Origin of the sequence: Rothia sp. P5764 (genome assembly GCF_048512965.1) — a bacterium.
GTDB lineage: Bacteria > Actinomycetota > Actinomycetes > Actinomycetales > Micrococcaceae > Rothia.
The window spans coordinates 163587-184668 of the sequence record NZ_JBLXXQ010000004.1 but is presented as its reverse complement, the minus strand read 5'-3'; the positions used below and the strand labels follow the sequence as shown (position 1 = coordinate 184668).

At 57.9% G+C, this 21082-nt stretch carries 16 protein-coding genes; 4 read left to right on the top strand and 12 right to left on the bottom strand.

Annotated features, from left to right (window positions below; genetic code table 11):
* Positions 1-21: 21 nt before the first annotated feature.
* Entirely contained in the window at positions 22-3663 is a 3642-nt protein-coding gene (mfd, locus tag ACN08Y_RS07525; RefSeq protein WP_419112272.1) for a transcription-repair coupling factor, read from the top strand.
* Between the two features lie 87 nt (positions 3664-3750).
* Here mfd and ACN08Y_RS07520 read toward each other — a convergent pair whose 3' ends face one another.
* From ACN08Y_RS07520 to ACN08Y_RS07505, 4 genes are all read right to left on the bottom strand, one after another.
* Positions 3751-4077 (bottom strand): hypothetical protein, encoded by a 327-nt coding sequence (locus ACN08Y_RS07520; protein ID WP_419099835.1) that lies wholly within the window; start codon positions 4075-4077, stop codon positions 3751-3753.
* A gap of 89 nt (positions 4078-4166) precedes the next feature.
* Positions 4167-4859, bottom strand: coding sequence for a deoxyribose-phosphate aldolase (gene deoC / locus ACN08Y_RS07515; RefSeq protein ID WP_419099834.1), 693 nt, complete (start codon positions 4857-4859; stop codon positions 4167-4169).
* Positions 4860-4881: 22 nt separating this feature from the next.
* Entirely contained in the window at positions 4882-6570 is a 1689-nt protein-coding gene (locus ACN08Y_RS07510; protein ID WP_419112271.1) for a phospho-sugar mutase, read from the bottom strand.
* A gap of 75 nt (positions 6571-6645) precedes the next feature.
* On the bottom strand, positions 6646-7470 hold the full coding sequence (locus ACN08Y_RS07505) for a purine-nucleoside phosphorylase (RefSeq protein WP_419099996.1): 825 nt from the start codon (positions 7468-7470) through the stop codon (positions 6646-6648).
* Between the two features lie 174 nt (positions 7471-7644).
* On the opposite strand from ACN08Y_RS07505, the gene ACN08Y_RS07500 reads away from it, so the two are divergent.
* On the top strand, positions 7645-9060 hold the full coding sequence (locus ACN08Y_RS07500; protein WP_419105011.1) for an NAD(P)H-quinone dehydrogenase: 1416 nt from the start codon (positions 7645-7647) through the stop codon (positions 9058-9060).
* Between the two features lie 86 nt (positions 9061-9146).
* Here the strand turns inward: ACN08Y_RS07500 and ACN08Y_RS07495 are convergent, their stop codons facing one another.
* The 8 genes from ACN08Y_RS07495 to ACN08Y_RS07460 form a co-directional block, all read right to left on the bottom strand.
* Entirely contained in the window at positions 9147-10538 is a 1392-nt protein-coding gene (locus ACN08Y_RS07495; RefSeq protein ID WP_419112270.1) for an MFS transporter, read from the bottom strand.
* A gap of 200 nt (positions 10539-10738) precedes the next feature.
* Positions 10739-12556, bottom strand: a complete 1818-nt coding sequence (locus tag ACN08Y_RS07490; protein ID WP_419111322.1) for an acetyl/propionyl/methylcrotonyl-CoA carboxylase subunit alpha — start codon at positions 12554-12556, stop codon at positions 10739-10741.
* Between the two features lie 106 nt (positions 12557-12662).
* Positions 12663-13358: a Maf family protein gene (locus ACN08Y_RS07485; protein WP_419112269.1), complete on the bottom strand. Its 696-nt coding sequence runs from the start codon at positions 13356-13358 to the stop codon at positions 12663-12665.
* 171 nt (positions 13359-13529) lie between these two features.
* Positions 13530-15053 (bottom strand): aldehyde dehydrogenase family protein, encoded by a 1524-nt coding sequence (locus ACN08Y_RS07480; protein ID WP_419112268.1) that lies wholly within the window; start codon positions 15051-15053, stop codon positions 13530-13532.
* 196 nt (positions 15054-15249) lie between these two features.
* Positions 15250-16953 (bottom strand): DUF885 domain-containing protein, encoded by a 1704-nt coding sequence (locus tag ACN08Y_RS07475; protein ID WP_419112267.1) that lies wholly within the window; start codon positions 16951-16953, stop codon positions 15250-15252.
* A 92-nt stretch (positions 16954-17045) separates the two neighbouring features.
* Positions 17046-17363 (bottom strand): acyl-CoA carboxylase subunit epsilon, encoded by a 318-nt coding sequence (locus ACN08Y_RS07470; protein ID WP_419112266.1) that lies wholly within the window; start codon positions 17361-17363, stop codon positions 17046-17048.
* 14 nt (positions 17364-17377) lie between these two features.
* Entirely contained in the window at positions 17378-18982 is a 1605-nt protein-coding gene (locus ACN08Y_RS07465; RefSeq protein WP_419112265.1) for an acyl-CoA carboxylase subunit beta, read from the bottom strand.
* Positions 18983-19205: 223 nt separating this feature from the next.
* Positions 19206-19484 carry a YciI family protein gene (locus ACN08Y_RS07460; protein WP_419099824.1) on the bottom strand — a complete coding sequence of 93 codons (279 nt, stop codon included), beginning with the start codon at positions 19482-19484 and terminating at the stop codon, positions 19206-19208.
* 116 nt (positions 19485-19600) lie between these two features.
* Here ACN08Y_RS07460 and ACN08Y_RS07455 point away from each other — a divergent pair, with 116 nt between their 5' ends.
* Both ACN08Y_RS07455 and ACN08Y_RS07450 read left to right on the top strand, forming a co-directional pair.
* Positions 19601-20458 carry a biotin--[acetyl-CoA-carboxylase] ligase gene (locus tag ACN08Y_RS07455; RefSeq protein ID WP_419112264.1) on the top strand — a complete coding sequence of 286 codons (858 nt, stop codon included), beginning with the start codon at positions 19601-19603 and terminating at the stop codon, positions 20456-20458.
* 99 nt (positions 20459-20557) lie between these two features.
* Complete coding sequence (locus ACN08Y_RS07450; protein ID WP_419099822.1) at positions 20558-21031, top strand: PH domain-containing protein; 474 nt, start codon at positions 20558-20560, stop codon at positions 21029-21031.
* Positions 21032-21082: the final 51 nt, after the last annotated feature.

The following is a 21082-nucleotide window of genomic DNA, read 5'->3' as shown; positions in this document are numbered from 1 at the left end:
GGTCTGATCGATGGAGCGAACATGTCATTGCGTGGTATCACCGCCGCCCTGAGCCAGGAACCGAGTTATCGGGCTATTAGCAATCAGGCTTTTGCAAGCCCATCATCACGTGTTGATGAGTTCATCATCGGTGCTCCCGATGGAGCCCGCCCCTTTGTGCTAGCGGGTTTGGCTGACCAACTGAGTGCCTCCGCACCAGAAGCTACTCAGCCTGTCCTGCTCGCAATTACAGCCACCGATCGAGAAGCTGAAGACACCGCAACAGCTCTTGGCGCTCTGGTAGAGCCCGGGGCAGTCCAGCTCTTTCCTGCATGGGAAACCCTGCCCCATGAACGGCTCTCACCCCGAAGCGATACCGTAGGACAAAGGCTCTCCGTTTTGCGTGCGCTCCATCAAGGAGGCCCTCAGGCCCCCCGTATCGTGGTGGCACCCATTCGCTCGGTCCTCCAGCCGCTGGTTGCTGGTCTTGAAAAGATGCGCCCGGTTTATCTCAAGCTAGGCCAAGAACAAGACTTCGATGAGCTCATCAAAACCCTGGCAAACGCCGCCTATTCACGGGTTGACTTAGTCTCTAAGCGAGGAGAGTTCGCTGTTCGAGGCGGAATCATCGACATCTTTTCCCCTACTGCCGCCCATCCCGTACGCGTCGAATTCTTCGGCGATGAAGTGGAGAGCATCCGTTACTTCTCGATAGCTGACCAACGAACCCTCCCCGGACAGGAGCACCCCCAAGAACTTGTGGCACCACCCTGCCGTGAACTGCTTATAACCCCGGCGGTCATGAGCAAAGCAGCCCGTCTCAAAGCCGATTTCCCGGGGGCAGCCGCCATGCTCGAAAAAATTGCAGGCGGTATTTACGTAGAGGGTATGGAGTCCCTCATCCCCTTACTGGTTGACGACATGGTGACCCTGCTCGATCACCTGCCTGCTGGCTCCCTGCCCCTTGTCTTCGAACCTGAGCGGGTGCGCTCGCGAGCCCACGACCTGGTAGCAACCAACGAAGAGTTCCTCCTTGCTGCCTGGGACTCAGCTACCGAAACGTCCCAGGCTCCTATTGACCTGACTGACCGCAGCCCCCAGGAGCTGAGCCAAGGTGGATTCAGGACCGTTGCCTCAATCCGTGATGAAGCTCTTGCCCGAGGCTTTGGCTGGTGGGCCATGACTGCACTGGGTGTAGATGATGCGGTCGATGACGGCATTGACTCCGTTCAGCTTGCTGCACGTGCCCCGCACACCTACGCGGGCAACGTCAACGAACTGCTCACCGAGGTCGGTAAGAAGATTAAGGCCGGCTGGCGGATCACCGTCGTGACGGACGGCCCCGGCCCGCTAGCCCGCTTACTCGACCTCTTCCAGCAGGCTGAGATTCCGGCATCACGGGTCCAAGACCTGACCAATCCACCCGAGCCCGGCATGATCGAGATGACAACCGCTAGCATGGGGCGCGGCTTCATGATGGACACCGAGCGGCTCGGTCTGCTCACCGAGGCGGATATCCTGGGCCGTACCAGCCCCTACGCTACCCGCGATTTGCGCAGTGGCAAGCTACCGGTGCGCCGCCGAAAGAACGCGGTAGATCCCATGTCTTTGAGTGCGGGGGACTACGTAGTGCATGAACAACACGGTATCGGTCAGTTCGTGGAGCTGATTCAGCGCCCCATTGCCGGGGCCACAGTCACCCCGGGCCAGCCCAAGCCTATGAAAGAGTACCTGGTACTGGAGTACGCCCCCTCTAAGCGGGGTGGCCCCAAGGACAGGCTCTTTGTGCCCAGCGACCAGCTGGACCAGGTCTCTAACTATGTGGGCGGTGACACTCCGGTACTCTCTAAAATGGGCGGTTCCGACTGGGCCAAGACTAAGTCAAAGGCCCGCAAAGCGGTCAAGGAAATCGCCGCTGATCTCATTAAACTGTATTCTGCCCGCCAGGCCTCGCGCGGTCATGCCTTTGGGCCCGACACCCCCTGGCAGAGTGAACTGGAAGAAGCCTTCCCCTACAACGAGACACCCGACCAGCTCTCGGCTATCAACGAGGTCAAGGCCGACATGGAGAAAGAAATCCCCATGGACCGCCTGATCTCGGGGGATGTGGGCTACGGCAAGACCGAAATCGCTGTGCGTGCCGCCTTCAAAGCCGTTCAAGATGGCAAGCAGGTGGCAGTTCTGGTCCCCACCACCTTGCTGGCCCAGCAACACTACGAGACTTTCACCGAGCGCTTCTCCGGCTTCCCCGTCTCTATCAAGGTGCTCTCCCGCTTCCAAAAAGCTAAAGAATCTGCCGAAACCATCGAGGGAATCAAGCACGGCTCCGTCGATCTTGTGGTGGGCACCCACCGGATTCTGTCCGAGTCCATCGAATGGAAGGACCTGGGCCTGGTTATTATTGACGAGGAACAGCGCTTCGGAGTGGAGCATAAGGAAAAGCTCAAAACCATGCGCACCAACGTGGACGTGCTAGCCATGAGTGCCACCCCCATTCCTCGCACTCTGGAGATGTCACTGACCGGTATCCGGGAGACCTCCACCCTGGCCACCCCGCCTGAGGAACGCCACCCGGTTCTCACCTTTGTTGGCCCCAAGACCGATCAACAGGTAACCGCCGCTATCCGCCGGGAGCTCATGCGTGAAGGCCAGGTCTTTGTGGTCCATAACCGGGTCGCCACTATCGAAGAAACCGCCAACGAGATTCAGAAACTGGTGCCCGAGGCCCGTATTGCCGTTGCGCACGGGCGCATGAGCGAGTCCCGGCTGGAAAAAATCATTGTGGACTTCTGGGAAAAGAAGTTCGATGTGCTCGTCTCAACTACCATTGTGGAGACCGGCCTGGATATCTCCAACGCCAATACCCTGATTGTGGACCAAGCCCAGAACTACGGGTTGTCCCAGCTTCACCAGTTGCGCGGGCGTGTAGGCCGTGGCCGCGAACGCGCCTACGCCTACTTCCTCTACCCGGTAGAGAAGATGCTGAGCGAGGTCGCCCATGAGCGCCTTAAAGCTGTTGCTACCCACAACGAGCTGGGCGCGGGTATGCGCCTTGCCATGAAAGACCTTGAGATTCGCGGGGCCGGTAACCTGCTCGGTGGTGAACAGTCAGGGCATATTGCAGGTGTTGGCTTTGACCTCTACCTGCGCCTGGTGGGGGAGGCCGTAGCCTCCTTCCAACACGGAGATAAAGAAGAAACACCCGCCGACATCAAGGTGGACCTACCCGTCAACGCTCACATGCCCCACGACTACGTTTCCTCCGAACGCCTGCGTCTTTCTGCCTACCGTCAGATTGCTCAGGCTCAGACCGCTGAGGAACTGGGCGAAGCCCGCGAAGAACTCATTGACCGTTACGGCCAGCCCCCGGCCCCCGTGGAGAACCTCTTTAAAGTTGCCTCTCTACGCCACCGTGCTCGGGCTGTGGGTCTGGAGGAAATCGTCGCTATGGGACCCAAGATACGGTTTTTCCCGGTCAATGACCTGCCAGAGTCCCGCCAGATGCGCCTAGAGCGTATGTACCCCGGCTCAACCTACCGGCAGATTCCCGGTACAGAGAACTGGCAGATCCTTGTTCCCCGCCCCAAGACAGCCCGGCTTGGTGGCAAAGACCTGGTAGATGAAGCCATCGTGGAGTGGACTGAGCAGTTTATCCACGCCATCTTTGAGGCAGGTACGGCTTAACCCCTAGCTGGGGCAGCTGTAATAAAAGAGGCTGGCCCACCATGACGGTGGGCCAGCCCCTTTTGCCTTGCCTTGTGCTAGCCGAACTTACTTAAGGAAGAGATCGCTACCGCCGGTGTGCACGCGCTCATTGGTCTTAGAGGGAAGAATCCAAAGCGGAACCATGAAGGTTACACCGTAGAGAATAACGGCAACCATCCACCAGACCCAGCCGCCCTCGGGGTACATGCCCAGGGTATAAAGGCAACCCAAGAGCATAACAAAGCAGAGAACAAAAAGGGCGATGTTTGAGCCAAGCTCCTTGGTGCCGGAGTACTGGGGGGCGCCGCTCCGCTTGCGATTACCAGATTCCAGACCCAACGATTCAACGTTGGACCGCTTCTCGGCTTCTTGCTGCTCAGTGGCATTATCCATGAGAAATCCTTTAGTGGGATGTGTGTGCTTTTATAGATAGTATAGGTGTTCAGCTAGAGGTTTGCACCCCTACGGGGGGCCCCGCGCTTTTAGTAGGCCCCAGGTGTTTCCTGCCCCGCTTCAATGATAGCGATACCCTGAGAAGCACCGATACGGGTAGCGCCAGCCTCAATCATGGCCAGCGCATCTTGGCGGGTGCGCACACCGCCAGAAGCCTTAACACCCAGGTCGGGGCCAACGGTCTTGCGCATAAGGGCAATGTCTTCAAGGGTGGCACCCGACGCTGAGTAGCCGGTGGAAGTCTTCACAAAGTCAGCACCTGCCTCAACAGAAGCCTGGCAAGCCAGAACCTTCTGCTCATCGGTGAGCTCAGAGGTTTCAATGATGACCTTAAGCTGGGCGCCACCTGCGTGGACGGCATCGGCTACAGCCTTAATATCTGCAACCAGGGCCTCCTTCTTGCCGGCCTTGGCATCGGCAATGTTGATCACCATATCGACCTCAGCGGCACCTGCCTCAACTGCGGTTTTAGCCTCAAAAGCCTTAACCACGGTGGCGGAAGCGCCGAAGGGGAAGCCCACTACAACGCAGGGAAGGGACTGAGAGCCGGCTAGCTCTTCAGCCAGGACCGGTGCCCAAACGGGGTTAGCGCAGACGCTGGCGAAGCCGTAGCGCTTGGCTTCGGAACAGAGCCGGCGGACGTCCTCTTCGGAGGCGCTGGGAGCCAAAATGGTGTGGTCAATCATGGCGGCCAGCTCGGCCTGGGTAAGTTCAAGAGTCATGGTTTCTCCTTGCAACGTGGGCTTAGAGGCCCAGCGCGATTTTCATATCTTCGGTAATGCGGGCAAGCCGGTCTGCGGCTATCGAACGGGCCTCTGCTACGGATTCGGTAACGGGCACAAGGACTTCAAGGTAGCACTTGAGCTTGGGCTCGGTGCCAGAGGGGCGCACAATGACGCGCGATGAGTCTTCGGTATAGAAGCGCATGCCGTCGGTCGGGGGCAGAGCCTCGCTACCCTGGGTCAGGTCATCACTGACAGTCACCGGCGAACCTGCCAAGTCCTGAGGAGGCGCGGTGCGCAGGCGCTTCATCATGGCCGGAATCAGGGCTAAATCATCAACGCGCACCGAAAGCTGGTCGGTAGCGTAGACACCGTGTTCACGGGCAATCTCATCGAGAAGCGCGGGGAAAGAAGAAGCAGCATCCTTGAGTTCCTGGGCGTAGTCGGCCATGACCAGGGCGGCAGAGATGCCGTCCTTATCGCGGACCTGGGCATGATCGACGCAGTAGCCCAGGGCTTCTTCGTAGCCAAAGGTTAGGTCCTCAACACGGGCAATCCACTTGAAGCCGGTGAGGGTTTCAACGTGCTTGACTCCCGCGGCGCGGGCCAGGGCGCCCATCTGGCGGGAGGAGACAATCGAGTTAGCAAAGGTTGCCTGTGCCGGATCGGTCAGCTGAGCCAGCAGACGAGAGGCCAAAATAGTGCCTGTTTCGTCCCCGCGGAGCATACGCCAGGTGCCCTCTTGCCTGATGGCAAAGGCGGCGCGGTCAGCGTCTGGGTCGTTAGCGATAATCAGGTCGGCATCAATGTGCTGGGCAAGGGCCATCGCTAGGTCCAGGGCACCGGGCTCTTCTGGGTTGGGGAAGGCCACGGTCGAGAAGTTAGGGTCCGGGTCAGCCTGCTCAGGGACCAGAGTGACATTCTTAAAACCGGCCTGGTTCAGCACAGCAAGAGCGGTCTTGCCGCCCACGCCGTGCATGGGGGTCAGAACAATCTTGAGGTCCCGTTCTTTGGTTTCCACCAGGGGAGTGACCCTGTTGATGTAGTCGGTGGCAAGGCTCGCGGGGAGTACATTCCAGCCCTCAGCAGCCAGCACAGGGGCTTCAACCGCCGCGATGGAGGCGGCAATATCACCGTCATAGGGCGGAATAATCTGGGCACCGCGCGCACCGGGTTCAACGGCGGCCCCACCGAGGTAGACCTTATAGCCGTTATCGTTGGGCGGGTTGTGGGAAGCCGTGACCATGACCCCTATTTCTGCCCCGTATTCGCGGGTGGCCCAGGCTGTAACAGGGGTGGGCAGGGCGCTGGGCATGAGGTGGGTCTCGATGCCTGCGGCGGTGAAGATAGCGGCGGTATCGGTGGCAAAGATATCGGAGTTCTTACGGGCATCAAAGCCCACGACGGCCGAAATCTTCTCCCAGCCCTCCGCCCGTGCTCGTGCTACCGCGTAGTTAGCTAGCCCCTGGGCAGCCCGCTGAACAACCACACGGTTCATACGCATGGGACCTGCCCCCAGCTCAGCACGTAGACCAGCGGTACCGAACTGTAGAGTCCCGCTAAAGCGGTCTGCCAGGTCAGCGGCAGCATCTTGGCTGCCGGCCTCTACCTGCGCAATGATGCCCTCAAGCTGGCTTTTGGTCTCCGCGTCGGGGTCAAGAGCTACCCAGGCGCGGGCTTGCTCAAGAAGCTGGTTAATATCTGGGGTCATGTGTGTTCTCCAAGGTGAGAGGTGTCAAGCCCCGGCAGAAAGTATGCCGGGGCCGGTGATGGGATAAGCCCGGGTTTAGAGGGCCGCAATAATATCTGCCAGCAGGCGCGAGATGCGGGGGCCAGCGGCCTGGCCAGCCTCAATAACCTCAGCGTGGCTCAGAGGGGTCTCCTGGATACCTGCGGCCAGATTGGTAACCAGTGAGATACCAAAGACTTCAAGGCCTGCGGCGCGGGCGGCAATGGCTTCAAGAGCGGTGGACATACCCACCAGATCAGCACCTAGGACACCGGCCATGCCAACTTCGGAAGGAGTCTCGTAGTGGGGGCCAGGGAACTGCATGTAGACCCCTTCTTGCAGGCTGGGGTCAATACCTTTTGCCAGGTCGCGGATACGCGGTGAGTATAGGTCGGTCAAATCAACAAAGTGGGCGCCGGTGAGTGGAGACGCTGAGGTGAAGTTGATGTGATCGGCAATCAGCACAGGTTCACCGGCTGAGTAGGCCGGATTGAGGCCACCGCAGCCGTTGGTCAGAATCATGGTCCGGGCACCGGTTGCGGCAGCGGTACGAACACCATGGACCACGGCTTCAACACCGCGCCCCTCGTAGTAGTGGGTGCGGGCACCGATGACCAGGGCACGCTGACCGCCGGGGGTCAAAATTGAGGTAATGGTCCCGGGGTGGCCAACCACGGCGGCCTTGTGAAAGCCCGGAACCTCATCGGCGGAGAGGACGTGGGTTGCCTCACCAATCAGGGAGGCGGCTTGACCCCAGCCTGACCCGAGCGTCAGTGCCAGATCATGCTTTTCTACACCGGTTTTCTCGGCAATAAAGTCAGCTGCTTCGCGGGCGCGAACAAGCGCCGGGTGCGAGGGGTCAGCGGTGGATACGGAGGAAATATTTGAATCATTCAACACCCTATCTACGGTACCAAACCCGCCCGCCACCCACCTATATCTGCGAGCACAAAAGAAGTAGCCTTACCCGGTAAACAGTGAACACTCGGCGGGCTACCGCAACCGCCTGCACCTCTTAAGTTGAGGGTTCCTGCGATGTAGGACACAATATAAGGTGTGACTCTAAAAACAGACTACGCATCACACAAACTCGTCATTCTTGGTGGAGGCCCCGGTGGCTACGAGGCCGCCCTGGTAGCCGCAAGCCACGGTGCCGATGTAACACTGATTGAAGACAAAGGTATGGGCGGTTCGGCCGTTCTTACCGACGTTGTGCCATCCAAAACACTGATTGCAAGTGCAGATGCTCGCAACCGCTTCGGTAAGGCCCAAGAACTAGCTATCTCGGTGGGGGAGGACGACTCTCCGCCCCCTATCTCGGTTGACCTGGCAAAGGTCAATGAGCGGCTACTTGCTCTGGCCCACCAGCAGTCCCAGGACATCAAACGAACCCTGGAACGTAGTGGGGTCAAGATTATCCACGGGAGGGGTAAGCTCGTTGACAAGCACACCATTGAAGTCACCGACAAGACCGGCCTGGTCTATGAGCTTGCAGCAGATTTTATCCTCCTTGCAGTAGGAACTCACCCCCGTGAGCTACCCACAGCCCAGCCAGATGGTAAGCGAATCCTTAACTGGACCCAGCTTTACCAGCTTGAAAAGCTCCCCGAAGAGCTAATCGTTGTTGGCTCTGGTGTCACCGGTGCTGAGTTCGCTTCAGCCTACAAGGGCCTGGGCTCATCGGTTACACTCATCTCCTCGCGTGACCAGGTTCTTCCCGGCGAAGACCAAGACGCCGCAACCGTTCTTGAAAATGTTTTTGAACGCCGCGGCGTCCGAGTTATGCCGCGTTCGCGGGCCGATGCCGCCTGCTACAACGAGGCGGGTGACGGCGTTATCGTAACCCTGGGGGACGGGCGTAAGGTCTCTGGCTCCCACGTTTTGATCGCCGTGGGCTCGATCCCCAATACAGAGGACCTGGGCCTGGCTCAGGCAGGGGTTGAGGTCAACGAGACCGGGCACATCAACGTGGACCGCGTCTCTCGTACCAATATCTCCAATATCTACGCCGCCGGTGACTGCACAGGTGTTTACCCGCTGGCATCAGTTGCGGCTATGCAGGGCCGAGTAGCTGTGTCTCATATGATGGGGGACACCGTTAAGCCCTTGCGAACCCATCAGGTAGCGGCTAATATCTTCACCGCCCCCGAGATCGCCACTGTTGGCGTCAGCCAGCGCGAAATCGAGCAGGGCAAGTACCAGGCCGATATGGTCATGCTACCGTTGGCCACTAACCCGCGTGCCAAGATGATGGCTGTTGAGGATGGCTTCATCAAGATTTTTGCTCGCAAACATTCGGGCACCGTGATCGGTGGTGTTGTGGTTGGTCCGCGAGCCTCGGAGCTCATCTTCCCGCTGTCCTTGGCTGTGGATAAGAAGTTGCACGTCGATGATATTGCCGAGTGTTTCACGGTCTACCCCTCCTTGACCGGCTCTATCTCAGAAGCCGCCCGTCAGCTTCACACCAAATAAAAACCCATAGATATACCAAAAGCGCCGCCGGTCTTCCAGTGTGGGAAAGACCGGCGGCGCTCTATGATGCTGGATTTTTATAGGACCTACTGGGTTCGCTCCATGGTAGTTAGGTTAACGTCCCTGGTCTCATGGGTAATAGCCATAAAGATTAGGGTGAGCAAGCTTGCACCGGCCAGGTAAAGCCCCACTGCGCCAACGCCGCCGTGGGCGTTGAGCCAAACCGCTGCGTAGGGGGTTAGCGCCGCGCCCAGGATGGAGGCCACGTTGTAGCTGATACCGCTAGCGGTATAGCGAACGTTGGTGGGGAAAAGCTCGGGCAGGTAAGCCGACATGGAACCAAAGGTCAGGCCCATCAGGGTCATTCCGATGGACATGAAGAGGATAATACGCCCAATGTTAGCGTCGGACCCGGTACCAACACTGGCAGGGTCCATCAGGAAGCCGAAAGACATACCGAAGATCATGATGAAAGCGGTAATCACCAGCTGGGAGGAGCGGCGGCCATACTTATCTGCCAGCCAGCCCGATACAGGAACCATTGCGGCAAAGAAGAGAATGGTGATGATCTGGATAACCAGGAAGGTGCGATAGGCAATGCCCAGGCCGCCGTCTTCAATCTTGCCGATACCGAAGGAGAGGATCCAGGCAGTCATCAGGTAGAAGAGAACGTAGGTAGCCAGCATAATGAAAGTCCCCTGAATCATGGGCCACCTGGCAACACGGAAAGCTTCAGTCAGAGGGGTCTTAACCTTCTGTTCCTGCTCTAGTGCCTGCTTAAAGATCGGGGTTTCCTCCAGTTTGAAACGCACGTAGAGCCCAACCGCCACCATGATGATAGAAGCTATGAAGGGGATACGCCAGCCCCAGACCAGGAAGTCGTGGTTCAGACTGTCACCGGCCGCTAGGGAGGTGAAACCCATCGACAGGGTAAGAAGCAGCATGAAACCGTTAGCCAGAATAAAGCCAAACGGTGCCCCAAGCTGGGGCCACATAGCTGCGCGTGCACGCTTACCTTCTTGGGCGTACTCGGTGGCCAGCAGGGCCGCACCTGACCATTCACCGCCCAGGCCCAGGCCCTGGCAGAAGCGCAGGATAGTTAGCAGAGTAGGGGCCCACAGGCCAATCTGGTAGTAGGTGGGGAGCAGACCGATCAGGAAGGTTGCGATACCCATGGTCAGTAGCGCGCCCACCAGGGTGGCCTTGCGGCCTACCTTGTCGCCGAAGTGACCGAAGACGACAGAGCCAATTGGACGGGCAATAAAGGCGGCACCAAAAGTTGCCATAGAAGCTAGTAGCTTGGCGGTGTCATCGTTGCCGGTGAAGAAGAGTGCGGGGAAGACAGCTACAGCTGCGGTGGCATAGATGTAGAAGTCATAGAACTCAATGGTGGTACCAATCAGCGAGGCCAGAATGACCCGACTGCGGGGCACCGTGATATCTGCGGAGTCTCTACGAGGCCTAGTGGAGGTGGACATGGTTTTCTCTCGGGATATATGGGGTGTATGCCTACGGTTTTAATGTAAGACTCCGGTTCTCATTCTGAAACTTGTGTTTCATATTCTGAGAGCGCTATTCACTGGTGGCAAATAGACAGGGGCATACCCTACCTACCAGATAGCCCTTGGGCGGGTATCAGGCAGCGGGCATGCCCCGGCATAAACCTAGGGCAGGCTACCTATTTGATGGTTGCAACAAGGGCCCCAGCAGAAACGGTATCGCCTGCTTTGAGTTTGAGGCCGGTGACCTTACCTGCCTTGTGTGCTGTAATGGGCTGTTCCATCTTCATGGCTTCAAGAACAACAATCAGATCACCCTCAGCGACCTTAGTGCCGTCCTTGACCGCCACCTTGACGATAGTGCCCTGCATGGGACTGGTCAGCTCATTGCTATTGGCCGGGCCGCTTGCGCCGCCACGGGCCGAACGGGACTTACGGGCCTTAGCCGCAGAGGCAGGCTTAGCACCGGTACCGGCTAAGGAGGGCATGGTAATTTCCATGCGCTTGCCGTTGACCTCAACGGTAATCTTCTGGCGCTCGTCCTCAGCCTCGGCCAGGGTAAGAGCACCATCGTAGGCGGGCAGATTATTCTTGAATTCGGTCTCAATCCAACGGGTATGCACAGCAAAGGTGCCGCCCTCACCGGGAGCAAAAGCGGGGTCATTAAGAACGGCAGCGTGAAAGTTGGCGACCGTGGGCATACCCTCAATCACCAGTTCACCCAGCGCACGGCGGGCGCGCGCAAGAGCCTGGTCACGGTCAGCACCGGTCACAATGAGCTTGGCAATCATAGAGTCAAAGTTGCCACTGACGGTATCGCCGGCAATGACCCCGGAATCCCAGCGCACGCCAGGCCCCTGGGGCACAACCAGCCTGTCAATAGTGCCGGGGGAGGGCATGAAGCTCCGGCCAGCGTCCTCACCGTTGATACGGAACTCGAAGGAGTGGCCCCGCACCTGGGGGTCAACCGGGCTAATTTCTTCGCCGCGCGCAATCCGGAACTGCTCACGTACCAGGTCAATACCGGTGACTTCCTCAGAAACCGGGTGCTCCACCTGCAGGCGGGTATTGACCTCCAAGAAGGAGATAGTGCCGTCGGTACCCACTAAGAACTCGCAGGTACCCGCGCCCTGGTAGCCAGCCTCCCGCAAAATTGCCTTAGAAGCATCGTAGAGACGCTTGTTCTGATCATCGGTCAGGTAAGGAGCAGGTGCCTCTTCAACCAGCTTCTGGTTACGGCGCTGCAGTGAACAGTCGCGGGTGGAAACCACCACAACATTGCCGTGCGCATCGGCCAGGCACTGAGTTTCCACATGGCGTGGGGAATCCAAGAAACGCTCGATAAAGCATTCACCGCGCCCAAAGGCCGCAAGGGCTTCGCGCACCGCTGAGTCGTAGAGCTCACCAATACCTTGGCGCTCGCGGGCAACCTTAATACCGCGTCCGCCACCACCAAAAGCTGCCTTAATGGCAACGGGCAGGCCGAACTCATCGGCAAAAGCCTCGACCTCAGCGGCGCTCTTGACGGGGTCCTTGGTTCCGGGAACCAAGGGTGCGCCGACCTTTTCCGCGATATGGCGGGCGGCTACCTTATCGCCCAGACGGTTAATCGATTCGGGGGAGGGCCCAATCCAGGTCAGCCCAGCGTCAATGACCTGCTGGGCGAACTGGGCGTTTTCTGAGAGGAAGCCGTAGCCGGGGTGTACCGCATCGGCACCGGAGCGGCGGGCAACCTCAAGGAGTTTGTCCATGACCAGGTAGGACTCGGTAGCGGTGTTACCGCCCAGGGCATAGGATTCATCGGCAAGCTGGACGTGCTGGGCCTGGCGGTCAGGGTCAGCGTAGACCGCTACGGTGGCGATTCCCTCGTCCTGAGCGGCGCGGATAACGCGCACAGCAATCTCACCACGGTTGGCAATGAGTACCTTACTGACGGGGCCGGTGTGGCGGCCTGCAACAGGGGTAAATTGCTGATCCTGGGTCTTGGTTTCAGTCACGTACAGCTCCTCGGTAGTTTTACCCCGCCTAGTGCAGCGCGCTGGCGGGTGAGGCGGTTTTTAGGCACGCTTACGATGGCAAGCAGAAAAAGCCGCATCTTGAAATTTATCGCGATTTTTTCCAAATGTCGGTGATTGAAACGCCTAGACTGCCCAGCATTGTACGCAGGGCATGGATTGAGAGTCCTACGACGGTGTGATATTCGCCCTCAATCCCACGAATAAAGGCGGCGCCGAAGCCGTCGATGGTGAAGGAACCTGCCACCCAGATAGGCTCGCCTGTGGCTACATACCCCTCAGCTTCTGCCGGGCTGAGCGTGTCAAAGTGGACGGTTGCGGTGCGGAGCTCGCTGGCTTCGGGCAGTTTCTGCTGGGTGCCTGTGCGGTTGTCGATGAGCCAGTGCCCCGTATGCAATAGCCCGCTCCGCCCGCTCATTGCGGTGATACGTTCGAGGGCTTGCTCAGCGGTGCCGGGCTTGCCGTAGGCCTGCCCGTCAAGCTCGAAGACGGAATCGCACCCCAGAACCAGGGCGCCGGCGGTTTCGGGGAGCGCTGCAACGGCCTGAGCTTTTGCCTTGGCCAGTAACTGGGCTGTCTGGGCGGGAGTAATCTCCCCCAGCCCCCGCGCGTAAGCCTGGTTTTGTGCTTGCGCTAGGGCGGCGTCCTCATCGACGTCACTGACCAGGATCGTGAATTCAAGGCCGGCGTCTTCAAGAAGTTTTTTGCGAGCTGGGGAGGCTGAAGCCAGAATCAAGCGGGGCGAGTCTTGGCCGTTGTCATCGGTGCTGGTAGAGGTCTGCATATGACCAGTCTAGTGTCTTGTAGGAAAGAGACTTTGATAAGTGCATAAAACCCCGCTCTTTCTCTCCTAGCCCCGGTGAATAAGCTCGGAGTGAGGAGAGAAAGGGCGGGGTTATTCTTGCTCGGCTCTGGCTCAGGGCCTGGAACACCCAGGGCCTGGAACACCCAGGGCCTAGAAGAGGCCTGTCGGCTCAGGGCTGTAGGAGACCAGCAGGTTTTTGGTCTGCTGGTAGTGTTCAAGCATCATCAGATGGTTCTCCCGGCCAATACCGGATTTCTTGTACCCGCCAAAGGCTGCGTGCGCCGGGTAGTTGTGATAGTTATTGACCCAGACTCGACCGGCCTGGATCGCACGCCCAGCACGGTAGGCGGTGAACTGATCTCGGCTCCAAACCCCTGCGCCCAGACCGTAGTCGGTGTCATTGGCGATGCGAATAGCATCATCAAAATCGGTGAAACTGGTGGTTGCCAGCACAGGACCAAAAATTTCCTCACGGAAAATCCTCATATCGTTATTTCCAGCAAAGACGGTGGGCTGAATATACCAGCCCCCGGCCAAATCGCCGCTCAGTTCACAGGCCTGGCCACCGACGAGGACCTCTGCGCCTTCCTCTTTACCCAGCTGCAGGTAGCCGGTAATCTTATCCCACTGCTCCCGCGATGCCTGAGCACCCACCATAGTCTCGGTATCGAGGGGGTTGCCCTGCTTCATAGCTTTGACCCGCTCAATTCCAGCTTCCACAAAGCTATCGTAAATGGGCTTCTGAATTAGGGCACGGGAAGGGCAGGTGCAAACCTCACCCTGGTTAAGGCCGAAGGAGGCAAACCCCTCCAGAGCCTTGCTGTAGAAAGAGTCCTCTTGGCTAGCCACATCGGCAAAGAAGATGTTAGGTGACTTACCACCCAGCTCAAGGGTGACCGGAATGATGTTCTCAGAGGCGGCTTTCATGATGATGGAGCCGGTGGTGGTTTCGCCGGTGAAGGCTATTTTGCGGATTCTCTTGTGCCCAGAAAGCGCAGCGCCGGCTTCAGCCCCAAAACCATTAACAATGTTGAGCACACCGGCCGGTAATACATCCTTCCAAAGGTCTGCGAGAAAGAGGATGGAGGCAGGTGTCTGCTCGGCCGGCTTGAGTACGATAGTGTTACCCGTTGCCAGGGCCGGGGCGATCTTCCAAATAGCCATAAGGATGGGGAAGTTCCAGGGGATAATTTGCCCTACGACTCCCAGGGGCTCATGAAAATGGTAGGCAACGGTGTCCTCGTCCAGCTGGGAGATACGGCCTTCCTGCGTTCGGATTGCCGAGGCGAAGTAGCGTAGCTGGTCGATGGCCAGGGGGATATCCGCGGCAAGGGTTTCGCGGACTGGTTTGCCGTTCTCCCAGGTCTCGGCTACAGCTATTTTCTCTAGATTATCCTCCATGATGCTCGCCAGCTTGAGCAGGAGGGTGGCTCGCTCTGTAGGTGAGCTCTTGCCCCAGGTTATAAAGGCTTTCTCGGCAGCATCGACGGCTTTATCAATATCCGCAGCGCTTCCTCGGGCAACCTCGGTGAAGGGTTTGCCGGTGACCGGGGAGTAGTCCTCAAAGTAGTCTCCTCCGGTTGGAGCTACCCACTGGCCCCCAATGAAGTGATCGTAGCGGGACTTAAAAGTAAGAAGTGAATCCTTGGATCCAGGTGCGGCATAGACAGTCATGGCTCTCCTTTGAGCTGGGTGAGGATTTACCCCCACGATGGGTAAGGTAAATCACAGTCTAGTACCGCAATGACTGTAAAAGAAGAGGTCAAGGCCTCTCAACCGGGTCTAAAGCGCTGGCGGGCCACCGGCCTAACCGGTGGAGGCCTTGCCACATGCCCCGCACCGGTAAGAGTGCGGGGCATATGAGCTGTATTTAGGCTGCTAGTGCTCGGCGCAGGGTGTCAAGCCCTACTGAGCCCAGAAGGAGGGCGCGGGTATGGAAGTCTCGGTCAGAGATACCGGCAGCTCGTGCCTGCTCCCGGAGCTGGAGCCAGACACGCTCACCTACCTTGTAGGAGGGAGCCTGGCCCGGCCAGCCCAGGTAGCGCAGGAACTCAAAGCGGCGCTGGCCCTCAGAGGTATCCAGGTTAGCTTCCAGGAAGGCGTAGCCGCGCTCCGCATCCCAGACACCCGGTTCAAGACCGAGTTCAGCTACCCAACGCTCAGGGATCTCAAACTGGCAGTGCAAACCAATGTCAAAGACCACCCGTGCCGCGCGCATGCGTTGGGCATCGAGCATACCCATCCGGTCACCGGAATCAGAAAGATAGCCCAGCTCACCCATCAGGCGCTCAGCGTAAAGAGCCCAGCCTTCGCCGTAACCGGAGACCCAGCAGGCACTGGCACGCCACTTGTTGAGGGCATCGGCCATAGCGGTTGCGTAAGCAACCTGTAGGTGGTGGCCGGGGACTCCCTCGTGGTAGACCGTCGAGGTCTCACGCCAGGTACCGAAGGTGTCCTCGCCCGCAGGAACAGACCACCACATACGCCCTGCCCGCTCAAAATCAGCGGACGGTCCGGTGTAGTAGATACCGCCCTCCTGAGTGGGGGCAATCATGCACTCAAGCTTGCGCAGGGGACCTTCAATGGTGAAGTGCTCACGGCTCAGGTAGTCGACTGCGGCGTCGGATAGTTTCTGCATCCAGGCCTGCAGAGCATCGGTTCCCTTGAGAGTTCGCTCGGGGTCCGCGTCAAGAAGTGCTTTGGCTTCTTCGATACTGGCCCCGGGTTTGATCTGCTCGGCAACCTGCTTCTGTGCCTCGATAATCCGGTCGAGTTCTTCCACACCCCAGGCGTAGGTTTCCTCAAGGTCCAGGGCGGTTCCCACAAATTTGCGGGAGTACAGGGCGTAGCGGTCACGGCCCACGGCATCCTGTTCAGGGGCTTCGGGGCGCAGAGTTTCTTTCAAATAGGTCAGGAACTTACCGTAACCGGCCTTGGCCGATTCTGCCCCGGATCGGGCCTGCTCAGCGTGTTCGGGGCAGGCATCCACGACTTCCTGAGCCAACGAATCAAAGAAACCGCCTTCAGAGACGTAAGCGCCCACCTGCTCGATAATGGTATCGACCTGGCGAACAGCAGAGACCTTACCTGCCTGACGAGCCTGTTCTAGGGTTTCTGTAAAACCAGAAATAGCGGCAGCAACATTGTGCAGACGCCCTGCGATGTGCCCCCAGTCCTCGGGAGTGGAGCGGTTCATCAAGTCAAAGGTGGCGCGAATTGTTTGAACGGGGCAGGCGATGTTGTTGAGCTCCCAGCTGTCGAGTCCTGCTTCGTGCAGTTCAATCTCAAGGCCCAGGCGCTCGCGCATAGCATCGAGAGTGACAAGATCAATATCATCTGCTGGTTGGGCGCTATCAAGTGCGGCAAGGGTAGCCCGAACAGTAGCCACATATTCTTCGATACCCGCAGGGGAGTAGTCTGCGTACTCGGTTTCCCGGCCCTTATAGCCCTCCATGGTGGCAAAGGCAGGATCAAGTTCTAGGAGTTTCTCAAAGTGAGCGTTGGCGATCCGGTCAATCTGGGTTTCCGGGCGTTCGGTGCGGAAAATTTCAGGAAGTTCAGGGTGCATAGTCATACCTACCATTGTAGGCAGTATGACCTAGCTTTTATGGGAGCGGTCACAGGTAAAGGTTAGGTAACTTAGCTAGCTACCCTCACCACATGATGCTACTGGGGCCGCGCCCGTCTCCAAGACCCCGGCCCCGGTCGAAGCTTCACACCTAGCCGTTGGGTGTTATTCAGACGGCGTTGCCACAGCTCCAGCGCGGTTTCTTTGTGCGCATTAGCCTGCTGCTGAGCTGCGACAATCACGCTGGCAAGGGCTGCTAGTTCCTCCTCGGTTGGGTTGCCCTTGACCACAGAAAAAAGAGCGGGAGGCTCTTCGAGAGCACCCGGTGTATCGTGCTCTACTTTGGCAGGGGTAGAACGGGGTGCAGGCTGTTTCTTGCCGAAGCCCAGAAGGGAGAGCGGGTTAGCGGTTGCCATATCTACCTAAACCTTTACAGAGGAATGTTGCCGTGCTTCTTGGCGGGGGTTGCTGCCCGCTTATCGTGCAGAGCACGCAAGGCGCCTACAAGACGGACGCGGGTTTCGGAGGGCGCGATTACCTCGTCAATAAAGCCGAGCTCAGCCGCCTGGTAGGGGTTAAGCAGTTCTTCCTCGTACTTCTGAATCAGCTCAGCCCGTTTAGCCTCAATGTCTCCACCTTCTTGGGCAAGAGCAGCCAGCTCACGGCGGTAGAGAATATTAACGGCACCCTGGGCACCCATGACACCAATCTGGGCAGTGGGCCAGGCCAGGTTAATATCAGCGCCCAGCTTCTTGGAACCCATCACAATGTAGGCACCACCGTAGGCCTTGCGGGTAATGACGGTAACCAGCGGAACCGTCGCCTCAGCGTAAGCGTAGAGTAGCTTAGCGCCGCGGCGGATGATTCCGTTGAACTCCTGATCGGTACCGGGTAGGAAGCCGGGAACGTCAACAAAAGTGAGAATCGGGATATTGAAAGCATCGCAGTTACGCACAAAGCGAGCGGCCTTCTCCGAAGCATTGATATCGAGGGTTCCCGCAAACTGCATGGGCTGGTTAGCCACAATGCCCACGGTCTTACCCTCAAGGCGGGCATAGCCAACCATCACGTTGGGGGCATAAAGCGCCTGTAATTCAAAGAAGTGGCCGTCATCAACGACCGACTCAATCACAGCCCGCATATCGTAGGGCTGGTTGGCGGAATCGGGAATCAGCAAATCCAGGTCAAGGTCATCGACCGTAACCTGCGGCTCCTGGTCATGATCCAGCGGGAAAGGCTCGCTGAGATTATTAGAGGGCAGAAACTCTACCAGCTCACGCACAAAGTCAAAGGCGTCCTCTTCATCCTCAGCCAGGTAAGTGGAGGTACCGGTGACAGCATTGTGCTGGCGGGCACCACCCAGAGTCTCCATATCAACTTCTTCACCGGTCACAGTCTTAATTACATCGGGGCCGGTAATAAACATGTGGCTGGTCTTATCTACCATGACAATGTAATCAGTTAGAGCGGGGGAGTAAGCCGCACCGCCAGCGCAGGGACCCATGATGACCGAAATCTGGGGGATAACCCCCGAGGCCCGAACATTCATGCGGAAGATATCGGCAAACATAGCCAGCGAAGCCACGCCCTCCTGAATACGGGCGCCGCCACCGTCATTAATGCCGATAATGGGGCAACCATTTTTCAGGGCAAACTTCTGAACCTTAACAATCTTCTCGCCGTTGACCTGCGACAGTGAACCACCGTAGACAGTGAAGTCCTGAGAATAAACAGCAACCAGTCGCCCGTCAATAGTGCCATAGCCAGAAACCAAACCGTCACCGAGTGGCTTCTTCTTCTCCATACCAAAAGCGGTGGCGCGGTGCTTGGCTAGAGCATCAAACTCAACGAAAGAACCCTCATCCAGGAGCATCTCGATGCGCTCGCGAGCGGTCTGCTTGCCTCGCTCATGCTGGCGGTCGATAGGGCCTTGACCGGTAGGGGCTAGGGTCTGCTCGCGGCGGGCGTAGAAGTCCGCAATCTTACCGGCTGTGGTGGTCAGATCGGGTGCTTCGGAAGTGGAGTTCTCGCTCATGCTGGGCCTTCTCACGCGGGGGTTGGTAGGGCGGATGGGGACTGACCGGCGGTGGGGTCGTTCCTAACAACTATAGACTGCGCCGCTTGTGCCACCCAATTATTCTTGTGATTTTGAGGTCATTTTTTCTAAATAAGAGACGGGGCTAGAGCATCTGGCTATGTCATGAGACGTAGCTCTGCCCTAACCCCTCCCTGGAGATACTCAGTATTTACTGTATTTACTAACCGAGCTTGCCGATGACAGGGTTCCATTCGCGGACAGTGTGGCCGGTAACTGCGCCGCCGGAGTGCATGGGGTCAGCCGCAACAAGCTGGTCGAGCTCTTGGCGGTTCTGTACTTCAAAGATCAGCAGAGCGCCGGCGGGATCATCGACCAAGGGACCTGAGACGTAGAGCTTGCCCTGCTCGTGGAGCTGGGCAAGGTATTGACGGTGGGCGGGGCGGTGCTCAGCCTGAACTTCGGCGGGACCGTAAGAGTACTGGACTGCATAAACTGCCAAGGGAATAGCCTTTCATAGGGTGCATGGTATAGCCAGTATCTCACCCCTCTTACGACGGAAGCTACAAAAGCCGTAAAATGACGGGCAGAAGATACCCCAAGCTAGAAGGGCCCATCATGCACGCCAAACTCAGCGCAACTGAGCTTAACCTGACCGGGTACGACCGGGTTGAGGTGCTGACCAGGGTCGGATCTACCAACGAATACGCCCGCAAGATTCTGGTAGGCGATGCGCTGACTCGGCGTAGCTACGGTGAACTTTCACTGGTGAGTACCTCAGACCAGAATGCAGGTAAGGGGCGTCTGGATAGGGTGTGGGTCGCTCCGCCCGGTGCAACCCTTGCAACGAGTTTTATGGTGCGCCCTCATGCCAACCCTGCCAATAAGGTAGCTCCTGATCAGTATCACTGGTTTACTTCGCTGGTGGCCTTGGCGGCTTGTGATGCCCTGGAGCAACTGTGTGGGCTAAGCCCCTCCATCAAGTGGCCCAATGACGTTTTGCTGGGAAACCGTAAGGTCTGCGGGGTTCTTGCTCAACTGGTCATAGAGCCAGAAGGGAACATCTCGGTAGTGGTGGGTATTGGTATGAACCTGAACGTCAACCAGGAACAGCTGCCGGTGCCCACTGCCACTAGCACTCTTGTTGCAACCGGACAGGAGGTCAATCTTAACCGCGCTCTCAACATCTTGGCCCAGCGGTTTGAACAGCACTATCGTGACTTTGCGGCGGCAGGCTTTGATGCTGGGATTGACAGGGGAGCAGGAACTCTGATTCAGAGACTCAAAGACGCCATGAGTACCCTGGGTTCCAGACTGACCATTCACCTTCCGGGGGAGGAGATTTTCCGAGGAATCGGTGTAGACCTGACCGACCAAGGTCAACTGGTTGTTCGCTCAGCTACCGGTCAGGAACGCAGCTTCACTGTAGGTGATGTGGTGCATGTGCGACCCGAAGGATACGGTGCTGGAGCGTAAAGGGAGGCCTGTTCCCAATCATTTATACCTATATATACAGGGCTCTTTTCAGGGTGGGTTGAGGTATGTTTTCAGCTTTCCCCGATACACTCAAAGGCGATGAAACTACGCGGACCACTCAACCCAGATGAATACACGCTGACCGCTACGCGCGCTCACGGGATCGTGCTTGTGCGCCCTCTGTGCTATGTGCTGGTAGCCATGGCACTGTGGAGTTTTTCCTCGGCGCTAGGCTCGGCGCAGGCCTGGATCTCATACCCGGCCCTTATGGTGTCTTTGGTGCTGGCTGTGCTTGCCGTCAGGTACCTCGCAGCCTGGATTTTGACCAGTTACCTGCTGACCAGTGATCGGCTGGTCATTCGCCGGGGCTTATCTGCCAAGAAAGACATTTGCGTCCCCCTGTATGAAATTGAGAGGGTGAGCGTGGGGTACAAAGCTTTGATGGGGGTTGTGGCGGCGGCTCCTTTGACCGTGTATGGGCGTGGCATCAGCCATGTTTTGCGGGCTGTTCCTGATCCCGAGAGATTTAGTGCCCGTATCCGCACTGCTCAAGAAGAGTATCTAGAGCGCTAGCACCTTTGGGCGTCTAAGGGGTATCCCTTTTGACCAAGCGAGGCAGGAGTT